Origin of the sequence: Litoribacter ruber (assembly GCF_018449405.1) — a bacterium.
Classification (GTDB): Bacteria; Bacteroidota; Bacteroidia; order Cytophagales; family Cyclobacteriaceae; genus Litoribacter; species Litoribacter ruber.
In genome coordinates this window covers 12,652-32,609 of record NZ_JAHCMY010000012.1, presented here as the reverse complement: position 1 = coordinate 32,609, position 19,958 = coordinate 12,652, and the positions used below count along the sequence as shown (strand labels likewise).

At 45.2% G+C, this 19,958-nt stretch carries 12 protein-coding genes; 7 read left to right on the top strand and 5 right to left on the bottom strand.

The window, feature by feature from the left end; genetic code table 11:
• The first annotated feature begins 28 nt into the window (after nucleotides 1-28).
• From KI659_RS15470 to KI659_RS15450, 5 genes are all read left to right on the top strand, one after another.
• On the top strand, nucleotides 29-3,283 hold the full coding sequence (locus KI659_RS15470; protein ID WP_246535439.1) for a SusC/RagA family TonB-linked outer membrane protein: 3,255 nt from the start codon (nucleotides 29-31) through the stop codon (nucleotides 3,281-3,283).
• A gap of 19 nt (nucleotides 3,284-3,302) precedes the next feature.
• Complete coding sequence (locus KI659_RS15465; protein ID WP_213946276.1) at nucleotides 3,303-5,015, top strand: RagB/SusD family nutrient uptake outer membrane protein; 1,713 nt, start codon at nucleotides 3,303-3,305, stop codon at nucleotides 5,013-5,015.
• Between the two features lie 133 nt (nucleotides 5,016-5,148).
• Nucleotides 5,149-8,136: a glycoside hydrolase family 3 N-terminal domain-containing protein gene (locus KI659_RS15460; RefSeq protein WP_213946275.1), complete on the top strand. Its 2,988-nt coding sequence runs from the start codon at nucleotides 5,149-5,151 to the stop codon at nucleotides 8,134-8,136.
• A 35-nt stretch (nucleotides 8,137-8,171) separates the two neighbouring features.
• On the top strand, nucleotides 8,172-8,999 hold the full coding sequence (locus tag KI659_RS15455; protein ID WP_213946274.1) for a DUF1206 domain-containing protein: 828 nt from the start codon (nucleotides 8,172-8,174) through the stop codon (nucleotides 8,997-8,999).
• Nucleotides 9,000-9,089: 90 nt separating this feature from the next.
• Nucleotides 9,090-9,449 (top strand): iron chaperone, encoded by a 360-nt coding sequence (locus tag KI659_RS15450; protein ID WP_213946273.1) that lies wholly within the window; start codon nucleotides 9,090-9,092, stop codon nucleotides 9,447-9,449.
• A 1-nt stretch (nucleotide 9,450) separates the two neighbouring features.
• Here KI659_RS15450 and KI659_RS15445 read toward each other — a convergent pair whose 3' ends face one another.
• The 5 genes from KI659_RS15445 to KI659_RS15425 all read right to left on the bottom strand — a co-directional run bounded on the left by KI659_RS15445 (nucleotide 9,451) and on the right by KI659_RS15425 (nucleotide 18,546).
• Entirely contained in the window at nucleotides 9,451-13,254 is a 3,804-nt protein-coding gene (locus tag KI659_RS15445) for a phosphodiester glycosidase family protein (protein WP_213946272.1), read from the bottom strand.
• Entirely contained in the window at nucleotides 13,200-13,790 is a 591-nt protein-coding gene (locus tag KI659_RS15440) for a peptidoglycan recognition protein family protein (RefSeq protein WP_213946271.1), read from the bottom strand. Before KI659_RS15440 ends, KI659_RS15445 begins: the two co-directional genes overlap by 55 nt.
• A gap of 98 nt (nucleotides 13,791-13,888) precedes the next feature.
• Nucleotides 13,889-15,613, bottom strand: coding sequence for a bifunctional isocitrate dehydrogenase kinase/phosphatase (gene aceK, locus KI659_RS15435; RefSeq protein WP_213946270.1), 1,725 nt, complete (start codon nucleotides 15,611-15,613; stop codon nucleotides 13,889-13,891).
• A gap of 181 nt (nucleotides 15,614-15,794) precedes the next feature.
• Nucleotides 15,795-16,556, bottom strand: a complete 762-nt coding sequence (locus tag KI659_RS15430; protein WP_213946269.1) for a LytR/AlgR family response regulator transcription factor — start codon at nucleotides 16,554-16,556, stop codon at nucleotides 15,795-15,797.
• On the bottom strand, nucleotides 16,534-18,546 hold the full coding sequence (locus KI659_RS15425) for a tetratricopeptide repeat-containing sensor histidine kinase (protein WP_213946268.1): 2,013 nt from the start codon (nucleotides 18,544-18,546) through the stop codon (nucleotides 16,534-16,536). Before KI659_RS15425 ends, KI659_RS15430 begins: the two co-directional genes overlap by 23 nt.
• 213 nt (nucleotides 18,547-18,759) lie before the next feature.
• On the opposite strand from KI659_RS15425, the gene KI659_RS15420 reads away from it, so the two are divergent.
• Together KI659_RS15420 and KI659_RS15415 are read left to right on the top strand one after the other, a co-directional pair.
• Entirely contained in the window at nucleotides 18,760-19,272 is a 513-nt protein-coding gene (locus tag KI659_RS15420) for a hypothetical protein (RefSeq protein ID WP_213946267.1), read from the top strand.
• Nucleotides 19,273-19,332: 60 nt separating this feature from the next.
• Nucleotides 19,333-19,926: a hypothetical protein gene (locus KI659_RS15415; RefSeq protein ID WP_213946266.1), complete on the top strand. Its 594-nt coding sequence runs from the start codon at nucleotides 19,333-19,335 to the stop codon at nucleotides 19,924-19,926.
• Nucleotides 19,927-19,958: the final 32 nt, after the last annotated feature.

The following is a 19,958-nucleotide window of genomic DNA, read 5'->3' as shown; positions in this document are numbered from 1 at the left end:
TTATCAAAACCCTTAATTAATTAAACACATGAAAAAACTTTTACAGGCCTCCATCTGGTCTTTATGTTTTCTCCTGTTGCACTTTTCTGCTCAAGCGCAGACGAGGACCGTGACCGGGGTAGTTACATCGGCAGATGACGGTGAATCGTTGCCAGGTGTAAGCGTAATGGTCAAAGGCACCTCCACAGGCACCTCCACCGATATCGACGGCCGGTATTCCATTGAGGTGGATGAAAATGCCGTGCTTCGCTTTAGCTTTATCGGGATGCTAACCCAAGAAAAGCAAGTAGGTAACCAATCGGTTATTAATGTAGAACTAGGAACTGATACCAACACCCTGGATGAGGTGGTAATTGTTGGTTACGGTACTCAGAAAAGAAGCTTGGTGACCGGTGCTGTACAGACCGTAGATACCGAAGTGCTTCAAAGTAGACCAATTACCGATGTGGGTAGAGGTCTTCAGGGTACTACCCCCGGCCTTACTATCACCACGCCAAGTGGGCAGATTGGCCAGAATCCAAATATCCGATTAAGAGGGATGACGGGAACCTTGAGTAACACCGACGGTGCCCAGCCTTTGATCCTAGTGGATAACGTGGAGATTGAAAGCCTTCAGCTCATCAACCCAGAGGATATCGAAAGTATCTCCGTATTGAAGGATGCTGCCGCATCTTCCATTTACGGTTCGCGTGCTGCTTGGGGCGTGATTTTGATCACTACCAAATCAGGTGTGAAAGGTGGCAAGCCAAAAATCACCTATTCCAATAACATTGCATATAGCACGCCTACCACTACTCCGGTAATCGCTCCTGGTGCTGATGGCGCTGAAATGGCTTTCCGTGCTTTGCAGAGAACCAACCCTTCAACCAACGTTTTTGGCGCAGTGGGGATGTTCTTTGACCAAGAGGGGATCCAAAAAATGCGTGAGTGGGAAGCCAATTATGGCGGACAGGATTTAGGAATGGAAATGGTGATGGGACGTGATTTTGAAATCCGTGACGGCCGTCTGTTCTTCTACCGCTCTTGGGACCCAGCAGATCTTTTCCTAAGACAATACACCCCTCAGCAGAAGCACGATATCTCTGTATCTGGAGGAACTGAAAAAACAAGCTATTTCTTAAGTGCCGGTTATTTGGGCCAAAGTGGCCAGTTGAAAGTCAATCCTGATGAGTATAACCGTTACAACCTTAACTTTTCTGTAAATACAGCGGTAACCGATTGGATGGATGTAAGAGCCAAAGTACTTTATACAGAAAGTAATTTTACAAGACCTTTCTACTTCTCCTCCGAGACCTATGACCCTTGGTATTACATCTTTAGATGGCAGTCTGTGTACCCTTACGGTACCTATGAAGGGAGACCTTTCAGAAATTCCATTTCTGAAGTAGAGCAGGCTCACATGAACCAAGAAAATGAGACCATGTCCCGTATCAACCTGGGTACTACCTTGAGACCACTAAGAGGACTTTCCATTAATTTGGATTATACCTATTCGAATAACAACACCAACCTGCACCAAACTGGGGGTGTGCTTTCTGCCTATAATTTCTGGGCAACAGGTGCTAACCTGATTTATGAACCATATAGTAGCCCTGCTTACAATAGAGTGCAGTATGATTCCGAATGGTCCAAGAGACATGTTGGTAGAGCAATTGCCACCTATGAATTTGACATCAACAATGACCATAACTTCAAGGTGATGGCAGGTTCGGATATGGAATCTTTTGAATTCTGGTCGCACTGGTCTCAGAGAAGAAATTTGATGGATCCGAATAGAGGAGAAATTTCTCTTGCAACGGGCGATATGTTTGTGGATGGTGATAGAAATGCTTGGGCTACTTTGGGTTTCTTTAGCCGTTTCAACTATAACTACAAAGAAAAATACCTTTTTGAACTTAACGGTAGATATGATGGCTCGTCCAGACTTTCTCCAACTGACAGATGGGCATTTTTCCCATCCATGTCGGCGGGTTGGGTAGTTACAGAAGAGGATTTCATGCAGCCACTCGCACCAGTTTTGACCTTCTTGAAACTTAGGGGCTCTTATGGTTCAATTGGTAACCAAAATGCTTTCCTAGGAGACATTTATAGAATCATGGGTTCATCCACTTCAAATTGGATGATTGGAAATGAAAACATGATCACTACGGCCACTCCAGGTGCACTACCTACCAACTTGACCTGGGAAACCATCAGTACTTTGGACATCGGGTTTGATGCCAGATTCTGGAGAGACAAGTTCGGCGTGAGCTTCAACTGGTACGAAAGAACCACCAGCGACATGCACAGTGCCGGTTTGGTAGTGCCAACAACCTTCGGTACCACGCCTACCAAGCAAAACTGGGGTGAATTGCAGACTAGAGGTTGGGAGTTGGCCGTAGATTATAGCCACGTTTTCAACAACGGCTTCAGATTGAACACCACGCTAATGCTTTCTGACTTCCAAGAAAGAATCACTGAATTCGCTGATAACAGAGGTATCGATCAAGACAGACCTGGAAAAGTATTGGGGGAGATTTGGGGTTACGAAACCGACAGATTGTTCACTGCTAATGATTTTGTGCAGGATGCAAACGGTGAGTTTGTATTGGAGGATGGCAGGTACATCATGAGAGATGGGATTCCTGATCAGTCTTTCTATGAAAGTGGCTGGTTCTTCTACGGACCTGGGGATGTGAAATACAGAGACCTTAACGGTGATGGTTCCATTACTCCTGGTGATGGTACTGTAGATGATCCAGGTGATAGGAGAATAATTGGTAACTCTACACCTAGGTATCAGTATGGTTTGCGAGTAGGTGGTGATTTCAAAGGTTTTGATTTCAACTTCTTCCTTCAAGGTGTAGGGAAAAGAGATTTCTGGGCCAGTGGACCTTTGGCCGTTCCAGGATTCCGTCCAGGAGAGGCTTGGTATGCGCACCAGTTGGATTATTGGACGCCTGAAAACCCGAATGCCTTCTATCCAAGGCCTACTGACCAAGGACAGTCTGCAAATGCAAGAAACTTCCTGCCTCAGACGCAATACCTTCTTGATATGTCATATTTGAGAATGAAGAACATAACCCTTGGTTATACACTTCCAACTGAATTGACTCAAAGGATAAAAATTGACAGGGTGAGGGTTTACATCTCTGGTGAAAACCTATTTGAGTTTACAAACTTGGATCTTCCAATTGATCCGGAGACCGATTACACTCAGGCGGGATTAGATGATCCAGCTTCTTTCGGTAGAGTTTACCCTTATAGAAGAAGCTATTCAGCAGGTTTCCAGTTCACACTTTAAGATTTAAAATTTTAGCATAATGAAAAATAAAATAATCGGATGTTTACTCACTGCCATGGTGGCGGTTGGGGGCTGTGCAGAGGATTTTCTCGAAAAGCCACCGATCGATCAGTTGACAGATGAAACATATTGGACTACGGAAGAGAATGTCCGGACTTTTGCTTGGGGCTTTTATTCCAAATATTTCACAGGATATGGTACAGGTTGGACCTGGGGGAGTTACTTTGCAGGCCAAAGCTTGAATGATGACTTTTCACCAACTACGCCTCCGCAGTACCGCCTGAATCCCGTGACGGCTTCCACGGCTACTTATTACAACTTCAACTGGGTCAGAAAGGCCAATATCTTTATTGACAGAATCCAGACAGTTCCTATGGAAGAAGGGGCTATCAACCACTGGTTAGGTGTAGCCAGATTCTTCAGGGCCATGGAATATTCTAACATGGTCAACCAATTTGGGGATGTGCCTTGGATAGGAGAGGAAGTGAATGAAGGTGATCAAGCACAAATTTACAGACCTAGGGATCCAAGAGCCTATGTCATGGACAGAGTGTTGGAGGATTTCCAGTTTGCTGCTGAAAATGTGCGAGTAAGCGATGGGGTTTCGGGCTTGACCGTAAATAAGGATGTGGTTTTGGCATTCATGTCCCGAGCCATGCTTTTTGAAGGTACCTGGCAGAAATATCACGAAGGCAACAATGCAAAGGCTTCAGAATACCTTGAGGCTGCCAAGTGGGCTGCTGACGAAGTGATTGGATCAGGTCGTTATTCTCTAACCAATTATCGTGAGACCTTTACTTCTATCAACCTTGCGGGAAACCCAGAGGTGATCATGTATAGACACTATGAGCCGGGGATGTTGTCCCACTCGTTGATGAGTTACAACAACTTTGAGCCGCAGACTGGGGTATCCAAAAATGCTATCGATTCCTATCTAATGGCTGATGGTCTTCCGATTTCTCTTTCTCCAAACTATCAAGGAGATAGAACCAGAGAAGAATATCTGTCTAATCGTGACGGTAGAATGTATGAAACCTTCGTGACGGATGAGTATAGAGTAAATGGTATCATTCCAGAGTACAGTACTTCGGGGATTTCCACGCACAAATTCTTGAATGAAAGTATTCGAAATACCCCTGAAGGAAGCTCCAATCTTAACATTATTGATGCCCCGGTGATCCGATACGGAGAGGTATTGATGAATTATGTGGAAGCTGCTGCGGAACTTGGTTCCTTGGGTGGCACAGGTTTGACACAGGATGATGTGGACAAAACTATCAACGTGCTTAGAGCCCGACCAGGAATTGATATGCCTGCAGTTCAGGTTGCCGGTGACCAGTTTTCTGTTAACGGGGTGCCTTACCAAGATCCAAATCAGGATCAATCTGTTTCTCCTTTGATTTGGGAAATCAGAAGAGAAAGAAGAATCGAGTTGATGATGGAAGGATTCCGTTTGAACGATTTGAGAAGATGGAAGAAAATGGAATATACGGATACCAGAGAAAACCCAACCATCAACCGTGGTGCGTGGATCCGTGAGTCGGATTTTCCTGGACTTCAGAGTAGCGTAGTGCTTTCCGAAGGAAATGAAGGATATATCATCCCTGCGCCAGTTGAGGCTGCACAGCGGGTATTCAACAATCCTAGAGTTTACCTTGATCCTATTCCGATTGACCAGATTGCCCTTTACAGGGAAAACGGTGTGACATTGGAGCAGAATCCAGGCTGGTAAGTTTCCAGTTGGTTAAAATTGCAAAAAGGCCCTTCGATGTGAAGGGCCTTTTATTTGTCACTTGCATTCAATTGCCTAATTTTAATGGATGAATCCCATTTTCATATTAGCTTAAATACCCATTTATTGCCTCATGAGAATTTTAAATAAATCCCTTCAAGCTGTTTTGCTGACTGTTTTGTTAACAGCTTTGTCGGTTTCAAGCCTTTTGGCCCAGCAGGAAGAATACAAGAGACCCATATTTCTAACCCAAGAAAGCGATTGGGCAGACTCGGTCTTCAACACCATGACCGAGGAGGAAAGAATTGCCCAGTTGATTATGATTCCGGTCTATTCCAACAAAGACCAAGTTCACATTGACTCCATCAGTAACTTGGTGAAAGAATATAAAGTAGGCGGGTTGATTTTTTTCCAGGGGGGACCTGTCCGGCAGGCCCATATGACCAACCGCTTCCAAGAAGAAAGCAAAATCCCTCTGATGATCACGATAGATGCGGAATGGGGATTGGCCATGCGCCTTGACAGCACCATGAGATTTCCCTATCAGATGTCGCTAGGTGGCATCGAAGACGATGAGCTGATTTATGAAATGGGCAGGGAGATCGCCCGCCACTGCAAAAGGATGGGGATTCATGTTAATTTCGCCCCTGTGGTGGATATCAACAACAACGCCAACAACCCGGTGATCGGTTTCAGGTCCTTTGGGGAAGATAAGGAGAATGTGGCCAGAAAAGGCATTGCCTATATGAAGGGCATGCAGGATGAGGGAATCTTGGCCAATGCCAAGCACTTCCCGGGTCATGGGGATACCAACGTGGATTCCCACTACGGCTTACCGGTGATTCATTTCTCCAAACACCGTTTGACAGACCTTGAATTATATCCTTTCAGAGAGCTTTTCAAGGAAGGCTTGGGCAGCATCATGGTGGCCCACATGAGTATACCTACGCTTGATCCTACAGAAAACCTGGCTTCAACTTTATCCAAACCAATCGTGACCGATCTGCTGAAGGAAGAAATGGGCTATGAAGGACTGGTATTTACTGATGCGCTAAATATGCAGGGGGTGGCCAAATATTACGAACCAGGAGTGGTAGATGTGAAAGCCTTACTGGCCGGAAATGATATGTTGCTCAATACCATGGATGTGAGAAACACCATCAAGGAGGTAAAGAAAGCCATTGAAAACGGCGAGATCAGCATGGAGGAAATTGACCGCAGGGTGATGAAAGTGCTCAAAGCCAAACATTGGCTCGGCATGGATCAAATGAAGCCAATTGAAACTGAAAACCTGGTCAAAGATCTTAATAACCCAGAAGCTGAGTTTTTGAACCGAAAACTTACCGAGGCTTCACTTACCCTTTTGAGAAATAAAGACGACATCCTGCCACTAAAAAATCTGGGCCAACAGAAAATTGCCGCCTTGGCAATAGGCACAGAAAATACCACGCCTTTTCAAAAAGGGCTTGAAAGATACGGCAAAGTCGACAAGTTTTTCCTATCCGCAAATGCCGGTCTGGAGGAGATTGCAGAGATGAAAAAAAGGCTGTCGGATTACACCACGGTTTTGGTTGGGGTGCATAAGCTGCAGCTAAAAGCAGGAGGTAGCAATTTTGGGGTGACTTCCAATGTCAACCTTTTCCTAAAAGGACTGATAGAGCAACAGCCCACCGTTGTATCGGTTTTTGGGAATGTTTACAGCCTAGAAAAATTTGAAGGCCTCCATGAAGCGCATGCGGTGATTGCTGCCTACCAGGAAACGGATATGGCTCAGGATGTGGCTTCCCAGCTTATTTTCGGTGGAGTTGGAGCCAAAGGTAAGCTTCCGGTCAATGTGTCCTCCCATTTCAAAATCGGGGATGGTTTGAAAACCGAAAGTGGTTTCCGGATGGGGTATTCTTCCCCTGAAGAATTTGGATTAGCCTCTCGGGACTTTGAAAAAATAGACGATTTGGTGCATGAGGCAATTGAGCAAAAAGCTACGCCGGGTGCCCAGGTGTTGGTGGCCAAAGAGGGAAAGGTGATTTATCACAAAGCCTTTGGCAACCATACCTACGATGAGGAGCAGGAGGTACAGTTGGACGACCTTTATGACCTGGCTTCCCTGACCAAGATTTCCACAGCTTTGGCGGCGTTTATGAAGCTCAGGGGAGAAGGGAAGTTTGATGAAAACCAGACCCTCGGCACCTACCTTCCCATGGCAGAGGGCACCAATAAGGAGAATCTGGTTTACGCCGACATTCTGACCCACCAGGCAGGGCTTCAGGCTTGGATACCTTTCTGGAAACAGACCGTGAGGAAAAGCGGGAAATTTAAATGGTTTACCTTTAAATCTGATTCTTCTAGACGTTTCCCTGTCAAATCAGCCGATAACTTGTATATCCACAGAAATTACGCAAAGAAGATTTACAAAGAGATCATGAATTCCCCGGTTTCGGAAAAGGGAAAATATGTTTATAGTGACCTATCCTTTATCCTTGCGCCCAAGGTAGTTGAAAACATCACAGGACAAGAATTTACCGCCTACTTGGAAGAGAACATCTTTGCTCCCATAGGAGCTGAGCACCTTATTTTCAACCCTTACAAAACCTATCCGCTCGACAGAATCGTTGCAACGGAATACGACAGCCTTTTCAGGAAGCAATTGCTCAAGGGCACCATACACGATGAGGGAGCAGCCATGTTTGGAGGTGTGAGCGGGCATGCCGGCTTGTTTGGTACTTCCAATGACCTGGCAAAACTCCTTCACCTATACCTGAATGATGGACATTATGGAGGAGAGGAAATTATCAAAAACAATGTGGTAAGCCAATACAGCAAGTGTGTGAATTGTGAGGAAGGGAATTATCGGGCTATGGGTTTTGACCGGCCAAACCGTCCTGGAGATCCAAAGGGCAATACTGCCGCAAGTGCACCTGAAACCAGTTTTGGCCATACAGGCTTTACGGGGACGTATGGCTGGGTAGATCCTGAAAACCAGATTGTTTACGTGTTCCTATCCAATAGGGTTCATCCCACCAGGGAAAATACCCAGCTTTACAAGCTCAACACCAGAACGAACGTGTACCAGGTTATCTACGAGGCCATGGAAAATGCTGCTAAACAAAAGGCTTCTAATTAGACTTAAAACATGGAGCAATTAGCCACTTTCTCCATATGGTCGAAAATAAAAACCTGCGTACAGTAATCCATTATTTGCCTATTTACGGTTCATTTTCCACTGGTCTTTTGTATACCGCTATAGGCGTGATGGCCATGCTTTCTCTCCTGAAAATAAAAGAAGGCGGTGCAGATGAAAGTAGCATGATGGCCATGATGGAGGACAGTATAGCTGGACAGGTTTTTATATTTATTGTTCTTACCGGAGGGCTTTGCTTTGTGTTTTGGAGAATAATTGAAGCCTACAAAGATCCCTATAAATATGGGAGTGATTATATAGGCATCGGAAGGAGAATTGGCATTGGTCTAAGTTCTCTGGCTGATGCCTTTATTGTTTATTCAGGTATCATGGTGGTGTTTGGAGCCACAGGCATCCGAGAGGATGGAGAACCGGAGGAGGAACGGGAAATGGTAGGGGAGATGCTGGAATACGGGGCGGGTGAATACCTGATCATTGCCATAGGTGTCTTAGCTGTATTGGTAGCCCTAGTGCAGTTCTATTACGGTGTGACCAAAGGATATGATGAGCGGGTGGAAATTTCCCATTTCACCTCATGGAAAGAGACGATGATCCATGTTTTGGCCTGGGTAGGTTATTTTGCCAGGGGAATTATCATTGGTATTATTGGTTATTTCTACATTGAAGCCGGGTTTGATCAAAACCCTGAAGCTATAGTCAATACCGATAAAGCCTTTAATTTTCTTGGTGAAGAAGTCGGGAAATGGGCATTTTCGATCGTGGCAATAGGTACTGTGTTTTATGGTTTATTTATGTTTGCCATGGGAATAACATACGACCATGATAATCAAGAGGATAAAATGTGAGATAATTGAAAGATGTGAGATGTTTTTCTTTGATTTTGCGTTTCCTTCTAACGAAACTACATTTGGATTTTTGCTTAGATTTTGGACATTATGGAAGAACAACCGCAATCGGTTAAGGAATACATATTCTCCTTTCCTAAAAAAGTACAGCTGATGCTTGAGCTTGTCAGAGCCGTAATACGCCGGGCCGCACCCGAAGCTGAAGAATCGATTAGTTATGGAATGCCCACCTACAAACTAAACGGCAACCTGGTTCATTTCGCCGCCTTCAAACACCATATTGGTTTTTACCCCGTCCCCAAAGGTATGGAGGAGTTTGAAGATGAGTTAAAGGCCTATAAAACAGGTAAAGGCTCTATCCAATTTCCACTCGACAAGCCCCTGCCGCTGGATTTAATCAGCCGGATTGTAAAGCACCGCGCCGAAGAAAACAGGAAGATGAAGAAATAGCCTATTGATCCTCTTTTAGCTTATAGATATAATATCCCCCACCTTTGTCATAACTGCAAAATATTAGGGTTTTGCCATCAGGGGAAACGCCTATGCCTCGCGCTTCAGCACCCTGTACTTCAGGCAAATCCAAAGTCCACATTCTCTTGTTTTTTTCATCCCTAAAGTGGAACGTTGCAGGTTTTACACCACTCGCCCTTACAGCTAAATATATTTTCCCCTCACTGCTCACATGGATGGCATTGGATCCTGCAGCAATGCTTGTGATATCCTCGGCTGATTTGAAATTTTGGCCGTCCTCACTTTCGTAAGTTTGGATATAGGGGCTCCCTGGGTTGGGGAAAAAGAGTCTTTTCCCCTCTTTCTCCATTTCAAAGGTGCGTGCCAAAATGCGGTCAGGCAAGATTAACTCCCTAACCATTTCAAAAGCTTTCCCATTCTGCTTAAGGACAAAATTGCCGTCTTCAGCAAACAAGGACATGACGTAGACTTCCCCATTTTTGGCAGCTCTTGGAGAGGTGATCGCACGGTTGCCTTCCGGCACTTCCCACTTGGCAAGGCCTTCTCCAGTTTTGGAATCAATTTTTAGCAAGAGTCTATTCCTGCCTATCAATATATGCCCATCGTTGTCAAGCCCGATGCCATTGATGGGGTTCAAGGAGAGCTCCTCTCCATCCAACTCCACCTTCTTAATTGGTGAAAGAGTTGACTCGGTTCCATCTGGGTCAATTACGGTTAGTTTACCACCGTAATCAGCCAGCCAAAGTTTCCCCTCATCATCCCAGAGTGCTCCATAGCCTGCTCCCGATGCCCCTTCCACTTTTCCGACAAACTGATAATCTGGAGCCGGAACCTCAATGAAGTCCTCCAATGGCTCCTCGCTTTTCATTAAATGGATAGGGGAAGGGCTGGAGTGAACGTCATTTTTTCCATCAGAAGAAATTACCCTGTGAAAAAGGGTTTTTGGTTGGCCTGATGGCTTATTTTCCAACATAGCATACCAGTCGCTTTCCCGCATTTTCACTTCAGTGACCCTATTTGTTTCTTTTTCGAACAAAACCTTGGCGAAAGATTCCGAATCGGAAACCTGATAGGTATAGCCTATCCAGTTCCCCATTGCACTTTCTGCCGGGGACCATTCTACAGTATAAAGGGCCTCAATGTCCCTGACCCCATAAACGTTTCTGGGGTTGTGGCTGGTGATAGTTGGAGCAGATGGCGTGGCAAACTCACTGCTTAGAAGGTGCCTAGGTGGATAATTATCTACTTGGGCGTAAATTGCCCCAGCCGCTAACCATTCATGCCAGTCCCGATCGTAGTCAATACTGGTTTCAAATTGGCCGCTTTTATCAGGCGAAATTTCGAAAGATTTTAAAAGTTCCCCCTCTTCCGTATTTCTCCCTTTATAAAACTTTAAAGTTTTGTCTTTTCGATTAAAGTTTCTCCCTGAGGTTACAAAAGCATTTCCTTTGACTTGCAAGGTTATGGCTTGATCTTTTCCGGTTGAAAAGGTTTCGGCAAGTAGGATATCCCTTCTGATCAAATGACCATTGACGCCAAACACCGCTGGAGGTAGCTTCTTGTAGTCAAAAACCTTCATGTCAGCGGCATTCTTTTCCTTGATATCAAAGGTGGTATAGATGATGGTATCCTGCTCGTAAAAAATATCCATGATGGTCACCGTGTGTTGGGGAGGGAAGTCCATATTCAGCCAGCCTCTGGGCCCAGAGCCTGCCGCACCGGCATTGAGCAGTTCCAGATCTCCTCGTCTGCCGGGATAATAGGCGTGCTGGTGGCCGCTGATGTAAGTATGCACACCATACTCTTCAAGGATTGACCTTAGCTTCTCTGGATTTTCCAGCACATTTCCTTTGGAGTCCCTTTCCTGTGCCACTCCGTATAGGGGCATATGACCCATTACAAACCTGTATTGGGCCTGTTGTGCTTCCTCGCTGGACAATTGTTCTTCCAGCCATTCCAAATTTTCCTGGTTAATAACCGGGGAGGAGGCTTCCCAAGAAATGAAAAAAGCATTTCCTTTTTTGAAGGAATACCAATTGGGGAAATTGCTTTGGTCGACAAACTCCAACCCGGTTTCCATTTCAGGGTCTTTCCAAAACTCCTTGGCCGCCTGGTGCTCTATGGGATAGGACCGAGGACCGTCATGGTTGCCCAGCGTAAAAGCAAATGGGATGTTTGCCTGCCTTAGCGGTGCGGCAATGTGCTTGTCGAAGCCTGCCCACATTTTATTCAAATGCTCAGGATCACTGATGCCCATTCCGGCCACCATATCACCTCCGCACACTACCATATCGGGTTGCCATAGTCTCGGGATCCGCTGGATGATGCTGTCCACCTGCCATTCATAATCCGCGGCACCCAAACCCGAATTCAAATCACTTATCACAGCTAGTCGCAAGTCTCCTCTTTTCTGGATCTTCTGACTATCCTTCATTTCTACCAACCTCAGTGCGTCAGTTACCAATTTTCCTTCCCCTTGGGGGAAAAACTCAACTTTAGAATTCTCACCAAATTTATATTCGCCCAGTACATTCCATTTCCCGCTTGTTTTAATATCATTTTGATGGATGAAAACACTGTCTATTCCCTCCAAATGATGAATGACGGCTTGATTTTTTGAAGAATTGGTCTTGGTATTCACTGTCCACCAGCTGGCCAATTGGTATTTTTTACCCTCCAATCCCTCAATATTATAAGCTGCAGAATTGTATGTACTTTCCGCATTGGCAATTCTGCTCGGGGAATGGCCGTAGTAGCTGGAATGGTTGCTGTCCTTCCAAATTCCCTTCTCGGCATACTGTTCATGCTCAGTGTCAAGGATTATCGTTTTGGGCTTGTTGCTTTTTTTCTTTTCCTGAATGACCAGAGCTGAGGCATTTTTTCTGAGGCTGTTCCGATTGCCCCCGGGGATATCAGATGGGATATTGGCCACCTCATCGGCCACTATCATCGCCGAAGACCCGCCACCATCCCAGTTGAGGGCCTCGTAGCTGCCGATGCCTTTCATCAACTCGGCCAATTCATCCAAGGTGACCCCGGCACTTGATTCCTGCCGGCCGTCTACTATCATGAGAATTAGCTGGTCATCAGCGGTGTAGCCAACGGCCGTGCGTGGATGCCTGGCCAAATGGCTGCCTCCAAACCCTTCTGCCTTCCCATAATTCTCAATTTGCCCATCTTTTATCAGCACCGGTCCACCTCCTATTGCCTGGGTGGCCTTCCATTTATTTGCCGCATCAAAATCGCCTTCCCCAACCGTGGGGGATAGAAATGAGTAGATTTCCTGATTGTCGGGGTTTATATGCGGCCAGGTAATCTCAGGCTGTCCTGCAATAAAACCCATGGCACCCCTTGCGGTGCCCTGGGCAGGCCCCGATGCTATCAATTCCCCGTCGGAAATCAATAAACTTACGGATTCATTGGATGAAAAATACCCGCCGTTGATCGCCACTAGGGCATCATTTTGCAAAGCAGCATCCAGGGTGGTTTGCCTAGCGATGTTGCTCCCCACTGCTTTGAAATTTAAATTATCATCCTTCAAGTCAATCTTTGTATAGGTTGCCTTGACAGGCGAACCATCAGCCAGTTGTCCATGACTTTCATAAACCCGAATGGAATTGGGCAAAAGGATATTCAAATCAGCTCTTTCGATCCAATCCAATTGAATCTCCTGGGCGGGTAGTTGCCAGGAAAGGAAAAACAATACTATGAAAAGTCTGATCTTGGTGGTCATGGCGTGGATTGTAATTGGGGAATTAAACTGTAGAGGTTTTTGCCGGGACATGAAGTCATCGCTTGGTCCAGATGGCCGGAAATAGAATTCAGCGGCAAACCGTAGTTGTCATTGAGAAAAGCAATCAGATTCTGAAGGCTGGCAAGTTGACTGGGGGATACCTCTTCAACTTCAAAGTTGCCTTCCAATACGATAGACACATGTCCTGAGAGGTCATAGTTGGTGTTTGAGTCACCCTGCAGTTCTATTTTCCTCCCCTCGGCGATGTTGCCATCCATATCTATGTAAAAGTGGTAGGGGACATCGGACCAGCCTTTTCGGGGGGTGCCATCGGCCAAGGGATCACTTGAAATCGAAAAAGCCTGGAGGTTCTGGAGTTTTTGCTCTATGCTTATCCCCGCATTTTGCTTAACCGCAGTGTGGTGTAGGGTGATAAACTGTGGGGTATGGGCTGGGATTTCAAATTGTGGCGGCTTGGCATTCCAGTCCTCTCTTTTTATAATCGACGATTGAAAATCCCCTTTATTTTGAGCAAAAGCAGGAAGTGAAATTAGGGACAGTAAAATCAGATGTACTAGTTTTGACATAGATAGGTAAGTCTCGATATCCTAAAATAAGGCTTAAAACCGTGGCTTCCATAGTGATTTTGACAAATCCCTGTTTTCAGTGATGGGGGGGAAGGGCTTTAATCCAACTCCTCGGGCCTGAATCTAATGCTTTTCGGATACGGGAAGGCATGTAGCAATTCCTCTTTCAGGATGCTATCTTTTATGGAATTCCAGTGGTCAGGGTCGAATAGCTTAGCATGAAACTCCTGAAAATGCTCCTTTACGTCCTCTCTTCCTATCATGAAGCGCTTGAAATCTTCTGGAAATACATCGTTTTTGGCAATATCATACCAGGGTTCAGAAGCATAAATCTGTTCGTAGGTTTCTGCTTTTGGCTTCCTCCTGAAATTCATGTCAGTCAAAAATTCAATCTCATCATAATCATAAAATACCACCCTTTTCTGCCGGGTCACCCCGAAATTTTTGATCATCATGTCCCCAGGGAAAATGTTGGCCTGGGCAAGCTGCAGTATGGACCGCCCATAATCCTCGACGGCGGCTTTTGCATCTTCGTGATTGCAGGTGTCCAAATAAATATTCAGCGGAGTCATTCGCCTTTCGGTATAGAGGTGCTTGAGGATTAACGTATCTTTTTTGATTTCCACAAGGGAATTGACGGTGCTTTTCAATTCCTCCAGCAACTCAGGGTGGATCCTATTCAACGGAAGTTTGAAATCCTCAAATTCATGGGTGTCGGCCATTCTTCCGACCCGGTCGTGCATGGAAACCAACTTGTATTTCGCCCTCACTTCCTGACGCGTCATGTTTTTTGGCGGCTCAAAATGGTCTTTTATCAGCTTAAATACTATATCATAGGAAGGGAGAGTAAAGACAGTCATTACCATCCCCTTGATACCTTTGGCAATAATAAACTCATCCTCGCTCTGCTCAAGGTGCGCAAGGAAATCCCTGTAAAACTCTGTTTTTCCGTGTTTATTGAAGCCTATCGCATTGTAAAGTTCATGGACCTTTTTCTGGGGAAGGATGGATTTGAGAAAAGCCACCAGCTGTGATGGAATCTCGGTTTCGACCATAAAATAGCTTCTCGTAAAACTGAAAAGATTAGACATGATATTGGGGTCGAAAATAAAGGTGTCCACATACAGCCCATTGGGTCCGTGAAGGAGGGGGATAATGAAAGGCATCCACTTTCTGCCCACATAAGTACGACCCACCAGGTAAGCCGCCTTGTTTCTGTAGAATACACTTTTTAGAATTTGGGTGGTGGTGAAATCATCAGCTTTATATCTACTCAAGATAACTTCCCGCACTGTTTTGACCAGAAACTGTATGTCTTTTTCCTTGGACAGATGGGGTACCCCCATGTCAAAATCATCCACTATTTTCCGGATGATCCTTTGAAGCCCCCATTCTGCGGGATAATTATAGAAGAGATGCTCACTAGGATAGATGTCACAGGCATTAAACCCTTCCTTTACAAACATTATTTCCTCCTCTGCCGAAACTCCTGGGACAGTTTTTCGGATCACACTGTTGAAATAGGTCTCTGCCAACTCCCGGTCCTTGAGATCAGCAATTTGCAGCCTATATCTTTCTTTGACTTTTTTCCAGAAAAGTTTGTTCTTTTGGCCACCCAACTGATCCAAAATGCGGAGCTTTGAATCTCTGACTTCATCCTTATATAGTCTAAGTCTGCGTAGGTGGTTTTCCTGCATGCGCTTCCAGTCCTTGCGCCTAAAAAGTTCAGAGGCCAAAGTGGTCAGGGCGTTGAAAGTGTCGATGTAGGTGTTATATGCTTTTAAAATCTCGGAGGCTATCGATTCTGGCAAGTCTTCCTTCATGCTACTAAACTGCAAAAATTACCCTAAAAAACCTATGGAAAACGGATGCCGGGTCCATTTTTAACCGCAAAGGGCGCCAAGACATCGGTATTCCGTCCTGCGTTTTCGGCCTTCCGTTTTCCATCTTCCGTCTTACTCTTTGTGACCTTCTTGTCTATGCGGTGGATTTTTTTAGTTAGCTTCAGTTTTTCTTCACAGTTTCAAAAAACCCCGTGACCAAATCCTTTTTCTGGGAGCTGACCTTGATCTTCTCTCCGTTTTTCATGATCACATATCCACCATCACTGCGTTGAAACTTGGTCATGTGGTGTGGGTTGACAAGGTAGCTTTGGTGGATCCTGATAAAATGGTGCTTGTTCAATATGGATTCCACCTCTTTCAAGGTTTTGCAGATCAGGATTTGACCATCGTTCTCCAAAAAAAATGTGGTATAGTTGCTCTCACTTCGGCAAAATAGGATATCCTTGACTTCTATGAATTCATAACCATCAAATACGGGAACCGCAATCTTGCTTTGAAAAATGCCATCTCTTTTCATTTTCTCCAAAAGCCCTTCAATAGTGTTTTCCTGAAACAGTCTATCCCGTTCCCGCTTTTGCCGCCAATGATCGACCACAGTGGCCAGCTCTTTTTCATCTATTGGCTTGAGTAGGTAATTGAACGCATGGTACCTGAAAGCCTGAATGGCATAACGGCTATATGCGGTGGTAAAAATCACATCCGGCACATTGGGGGCGAGTTGCTCCAAGAACTCAAAACCGTTCAGCTTAGGCATTTGGACATCCAAAAAAAGTAAATCCACTTCCAAGTCTGGGATTTTTTCCAAAGCTTTCTCCGGCTTGGTACTCTTAAATACTATTTCTGCCTCGGGAGCTACCTGCTTTAGGTCCAAAGCCAAGCTTTCCAAACAGTGTTTTTCATCATCCAATAGAGCTATATTCATGTAGTTGGTTTTTAGTATTGAGTGTTTTCGATTTCAATAAAATGCAAACCTTCGTTCCCTCTGCAAGATCGTGGATGGTAAAATCTATTTGCCACTGGTTGGATTGGTTGAAAAGATCGATCCTGTCTTGGGTGATTTTAGTACCCAGGCTGGTGTGTTCATTGGAAGAGTTTTTCCGCCTGCCCACACCATTATCGGTGATGCAAACCTCATAGCCTTCTGCGGTATGGGTGATTTCTATGGAAATCCTTTTTTCGGGCTTTTCACTTTTCAGCAACCCGTGCCAGATGGCATTCTCCACAAATGGTTGTAAAAGTAAAGGGGGGATGGAAATTGAGTTCAGTTCATCTTTATCTAAACTCCCATGGTTCAAACAATAGGTGAAATGGTCATCAAACCTGATTTTTTCCAGCTGTAAATATTGGCTGACCAGCTTCAACTCTTCGCTAAGGCTGATCAAGGGGTTTTGGCTGGTTTCAAGCACTTTCCTGACAAACCTGCTGAAGACAACCAAGTATTCTTTAGCGGTCTTGTAGTCCTCCAGTTGAATTAAATATTTAATGGCATTGAGGCAGTTGAACAGAAAATGTGGGTTCATCTGCAGTCTGGTGACCAGGATTTCAGCCTGTAACAGGTTGCGTTCATATTCTGCTTTGAACCTCATTTTTTCCTGCTCTTGGATCAGTTTTTCGGCCTGCTTTCGGTGTTTGGCATTTCTGTAAATAAGTGTGCTGACTAGGATCAAGGCCAATAAAAAAATGGAAAGGGTGAAAAGGAAAGCCTGATGCTTCTTCAATTTTTCCCCTTGGGCAGCAAGCTCTGCCTGCTGCAAGTCCTTGTCTTTTTCCAAAAGCTCAATTTGGTTTTCCTTTTTCTCCAGATCATACTGTCGGGTGAGGGCAGCGATTTGCGTCTCTTGTTCGTGCAGGTTGATGCTGTCTTTATAGGCCTCAGCAAGTTTGAAATAATGAAGGGCCTGCCCATAATCCTGATTTTCCTCCATAATCAGTGAAAGTCCCAAAGCATTGCTATGGGCAAGGGCTTTCAGTGACATGGAGGTGGAAATGTCAAGCGACTTTTCATACAATCTTGCCGCTTCCCTGGTATCACCCAGCTTTTGAAGCAGGGAGGCCTTGCTATTGAGCAAACCGGCCGTTTTGTGCTTGTTCCCAAGTTTGTCAAACAGCTCAATTGAACGCTGGAAATAGCGGTTCGCTTTGTTCAAGTCCTTTCCTTCGGAAAAATAATTATGGCCCAGATATTCATACGTGATCGCCAGGCCGAAGGTGTCCTTCCGCTCCTCATTAAGTTTCAAAAGCTTTTCTAGATACTCCCTTGATTTTGGGAAATCCTCCAAGTTGGTGTAGTGGTCACTTATGGAAAGATAATTCATCGCCACCCCCAAGCTGTTGTCCCTTTCCAATTCGGCTTCTAGGGACCTTTGAAAATAGGAGAGGGCCAGATCCTCCTTTCCCTTGATATAGCTGTAAGTGTTGCCCAGTCCATTGCAACTGATGGCTATGTTTTTTAGGTCACTTTCCCTTTCGGCGATTTTGAGGGCTTCCAGATAGTGGGAAATTGCCTGGTCAAAAGCCTGATCATATCTGGCGGCCACTCCTGCATTGTTGGCAAAAATCATTTGATAAATTGGCTCCAGAGAAGCCGCCTGACTCAGTTTGAATGCTTTCGCATGTAGCTCAAAGGCCTGGGTATAGTTCTGATGATAGCGGTGAAGCAGCCCTATGTTGTCAAGCGCGCGGCTATATAATAGGGTATCTTCCTTATCGGCTAAGCTAAGGGCTTTTCTGGCCAGGGACAATTCCTCAGATTCATCATGTTTTGCCTTGTGGATAGCCCTGGAAATATCGATCAGCAGGCTGACACTGTCATTATTGTTTTGGGCATGCTGGAGTTCCTGCCTCAAGCTGTCCACTTGGGCATGAAGGGATATTGGGATTATTAGAAAAGATAAAATGAAAAAGTATCTCATTGAAAAATTTTGATTAATGATATGGATAAAGTTACTAAATAACAGGTTGGTAATCAACTTATAAACTGTTTAAGGATGGGGGTATAGCTTAATACTCAGTGAAAACTGGCCTTTGGGTGGTCAAAGCTGCTGAATACTCAACCGCTATTGAGCTACTGCTGAAAGTTTGCCAAATTTACCTAAACAATTTTTCGAAACTGAATCCATTTTGTCATGAAAAAACTATTAGCAACCGCATTGTTTTTTGTTTTATCTCTATCGCTTTTTGCTCAAAAAGACAATAACTCACTGAACGCCGGTTTGGAAGTGGGTCTTCCAGTTGGTATCCAGAGCAGCTGGATGTCAGTGGGGATTGGTGCCACCGCCAAGGGCTTGTATGGGGTAGGGGAAGCTGGTCAAGTCAGTGCCACCCTGGGGTTTATCCGCCACGGCTACCAAGGCAGCAGCACGGTAAATGGCGGGGTCAGCATGATCCCTATCATGGGAGGTTATAGGCACCACTTTGAAAGCTTTTATGGAGAGGCCCAGCTGGGCTTGGCCATTGTCAACAGTGCATTCCGAGTAGAGGGTTTTGGGGCCTCCGGCAGCACGCTGAACGGTTCGGTAGCCATCGGGGGAGGTTTCTTATACGAAGATTTCGATTTCTCCGTCCGATATCAGGGATATGGGACCGGATTCAATACGCTTGGTTTAAGGGTGGCTTATAGGCTTCCCGTCGAGTTTTGACGAAGGCCCTAAGCATAAAGAGGTAAGATGAGGAAAAAAAAACACTTTTTATGATGAAAAATGAAAGCACTAAACAAATTGAAATTCTACATGACAGGGCTGCTGATGGGAGCCCTGATCATAGGCTGTAGCAGTAGTGACGATGAGGAACCCATACTGCGCGATGAGGATGAGGAAACCCTTTCTGTATCTGAACTGACCTTTTCAGGTGCTGAGACTGGGAGAAAGGTAGGGGAGACGTTTGTAGGTAAAGCTACCACAAGTGACGGGGGGTATTTTATGACCATAGTGCTGGCTGATGAGGATCCCGACACTTATGTGTTGAACATAAGCCGTATGATGTCCCAGCCATTTAATTTTGCTCCCGGAAGTCATACCATTCCCGCTTGGACGGAAGACGACGATCCTACTGAGGGATTTTATGCCTCACTTACCTTGACTGGGAGTTCAGCTGTATATATGACTTACGGGGAAGAAACAGGTGGAACCTTCACCATTGATCAGAGGAGGACTATTGGGGGAAGGGAATATGTAGAAGGAAATCTAGCTTTGACATTTGCCAACCTATTGGATAACGCAACTCGGGTTGCTGTACAGGGGACCTTTAAAGGGTTTGTGGAAGATCTGGGAGTCATTGAAGTGGACGATGACTGACAGCTTAGATTTTTTCAGCTACTTACTCTTAC

Bases quoted from the DNA above. Each gene is read 5' to 3' on its own strand.
- KI659_RS15470 (WP_246535439.1), top strand. From the start codon at position 29: ATGAAAAAACTTTTACAGGCCTCCATCTGGTCTTTATGTTTTCTCCTG.
- KI659_RS15465 (WP_213946276.1), top strand. From the start codon at position 3,303: ATGAAAAATAAAATAATCGGATGTTTACTCACTGCCATGGTGGCGGTT.
- KI659_RS15460 (WP_213946275.1), top strand. From the start codon at position 5,149: ATGAGAATTTTAAATAAATCCCTTCAAGCTGTTTTGCTGACTGTTTTG.
- KI659_RS15455 (WP_213946274.1), top strand. From the start codon at position 8,172: ATGGTCGAAAATAAAAACCTGCGTACAGTAATCCATTATTTGCCTATT.
- KI659_RS15450 (WP_213946273.1), top strand. From the start codon at position 9,090: ATGGAAGAACAACCGCAATCGGTTAAGGAATACATATTCTCCTTTCCT.
- KI659_RS15445 (WP_213946272.1), bottom strand. From the start codon at position 13,254: ATGTCCCGGCAAAAACCTCTACAGTTTAATTCCCCAATTACAATCCAC.
- KI659_RS15440 (WP_213946271.1), bottom strand. From the start codon at position 13,790: ATGTCAAAACTAGTACATCTGATTTTACTGTCCCTAATTTCACTTCCT.
- aceK (WP_213946270.1), bottom strand. From the start codon at position 15,613: ATGAAGGAAGACTTGCCAGAATCGATAGCCTCCGAGATTTTAAAAGCA.
- KI659_RS15430 (WP_213946269.1), bottom strand. From the start codon at position 16,556: ATGAATATAGCTCTATTGGATGATGAAAAACACTGTTTGGAAAGCTTG.
- KI659_RS15425 (WP_213946268.1), bottom strand. From the start codon at position 18,546: ATGAGATACTTTTTCATTTTATCTTTTCTAATAATCCCAATATCCCTT.
- KI659_RS15420 (WP_213946267.1), top strand. From the start codon at position 18,760: ATGAAAAAACTATTAGCAACCGCATTGTTTTTTGTTTTATCTCTATCG.
- KI659_RS15415 (WP_213946266.1), top strand. From the start codon at position 19,333: ATGAAAGCACTAAACAAATTGAAATTCTACATGACAGGGCTGCTGATG.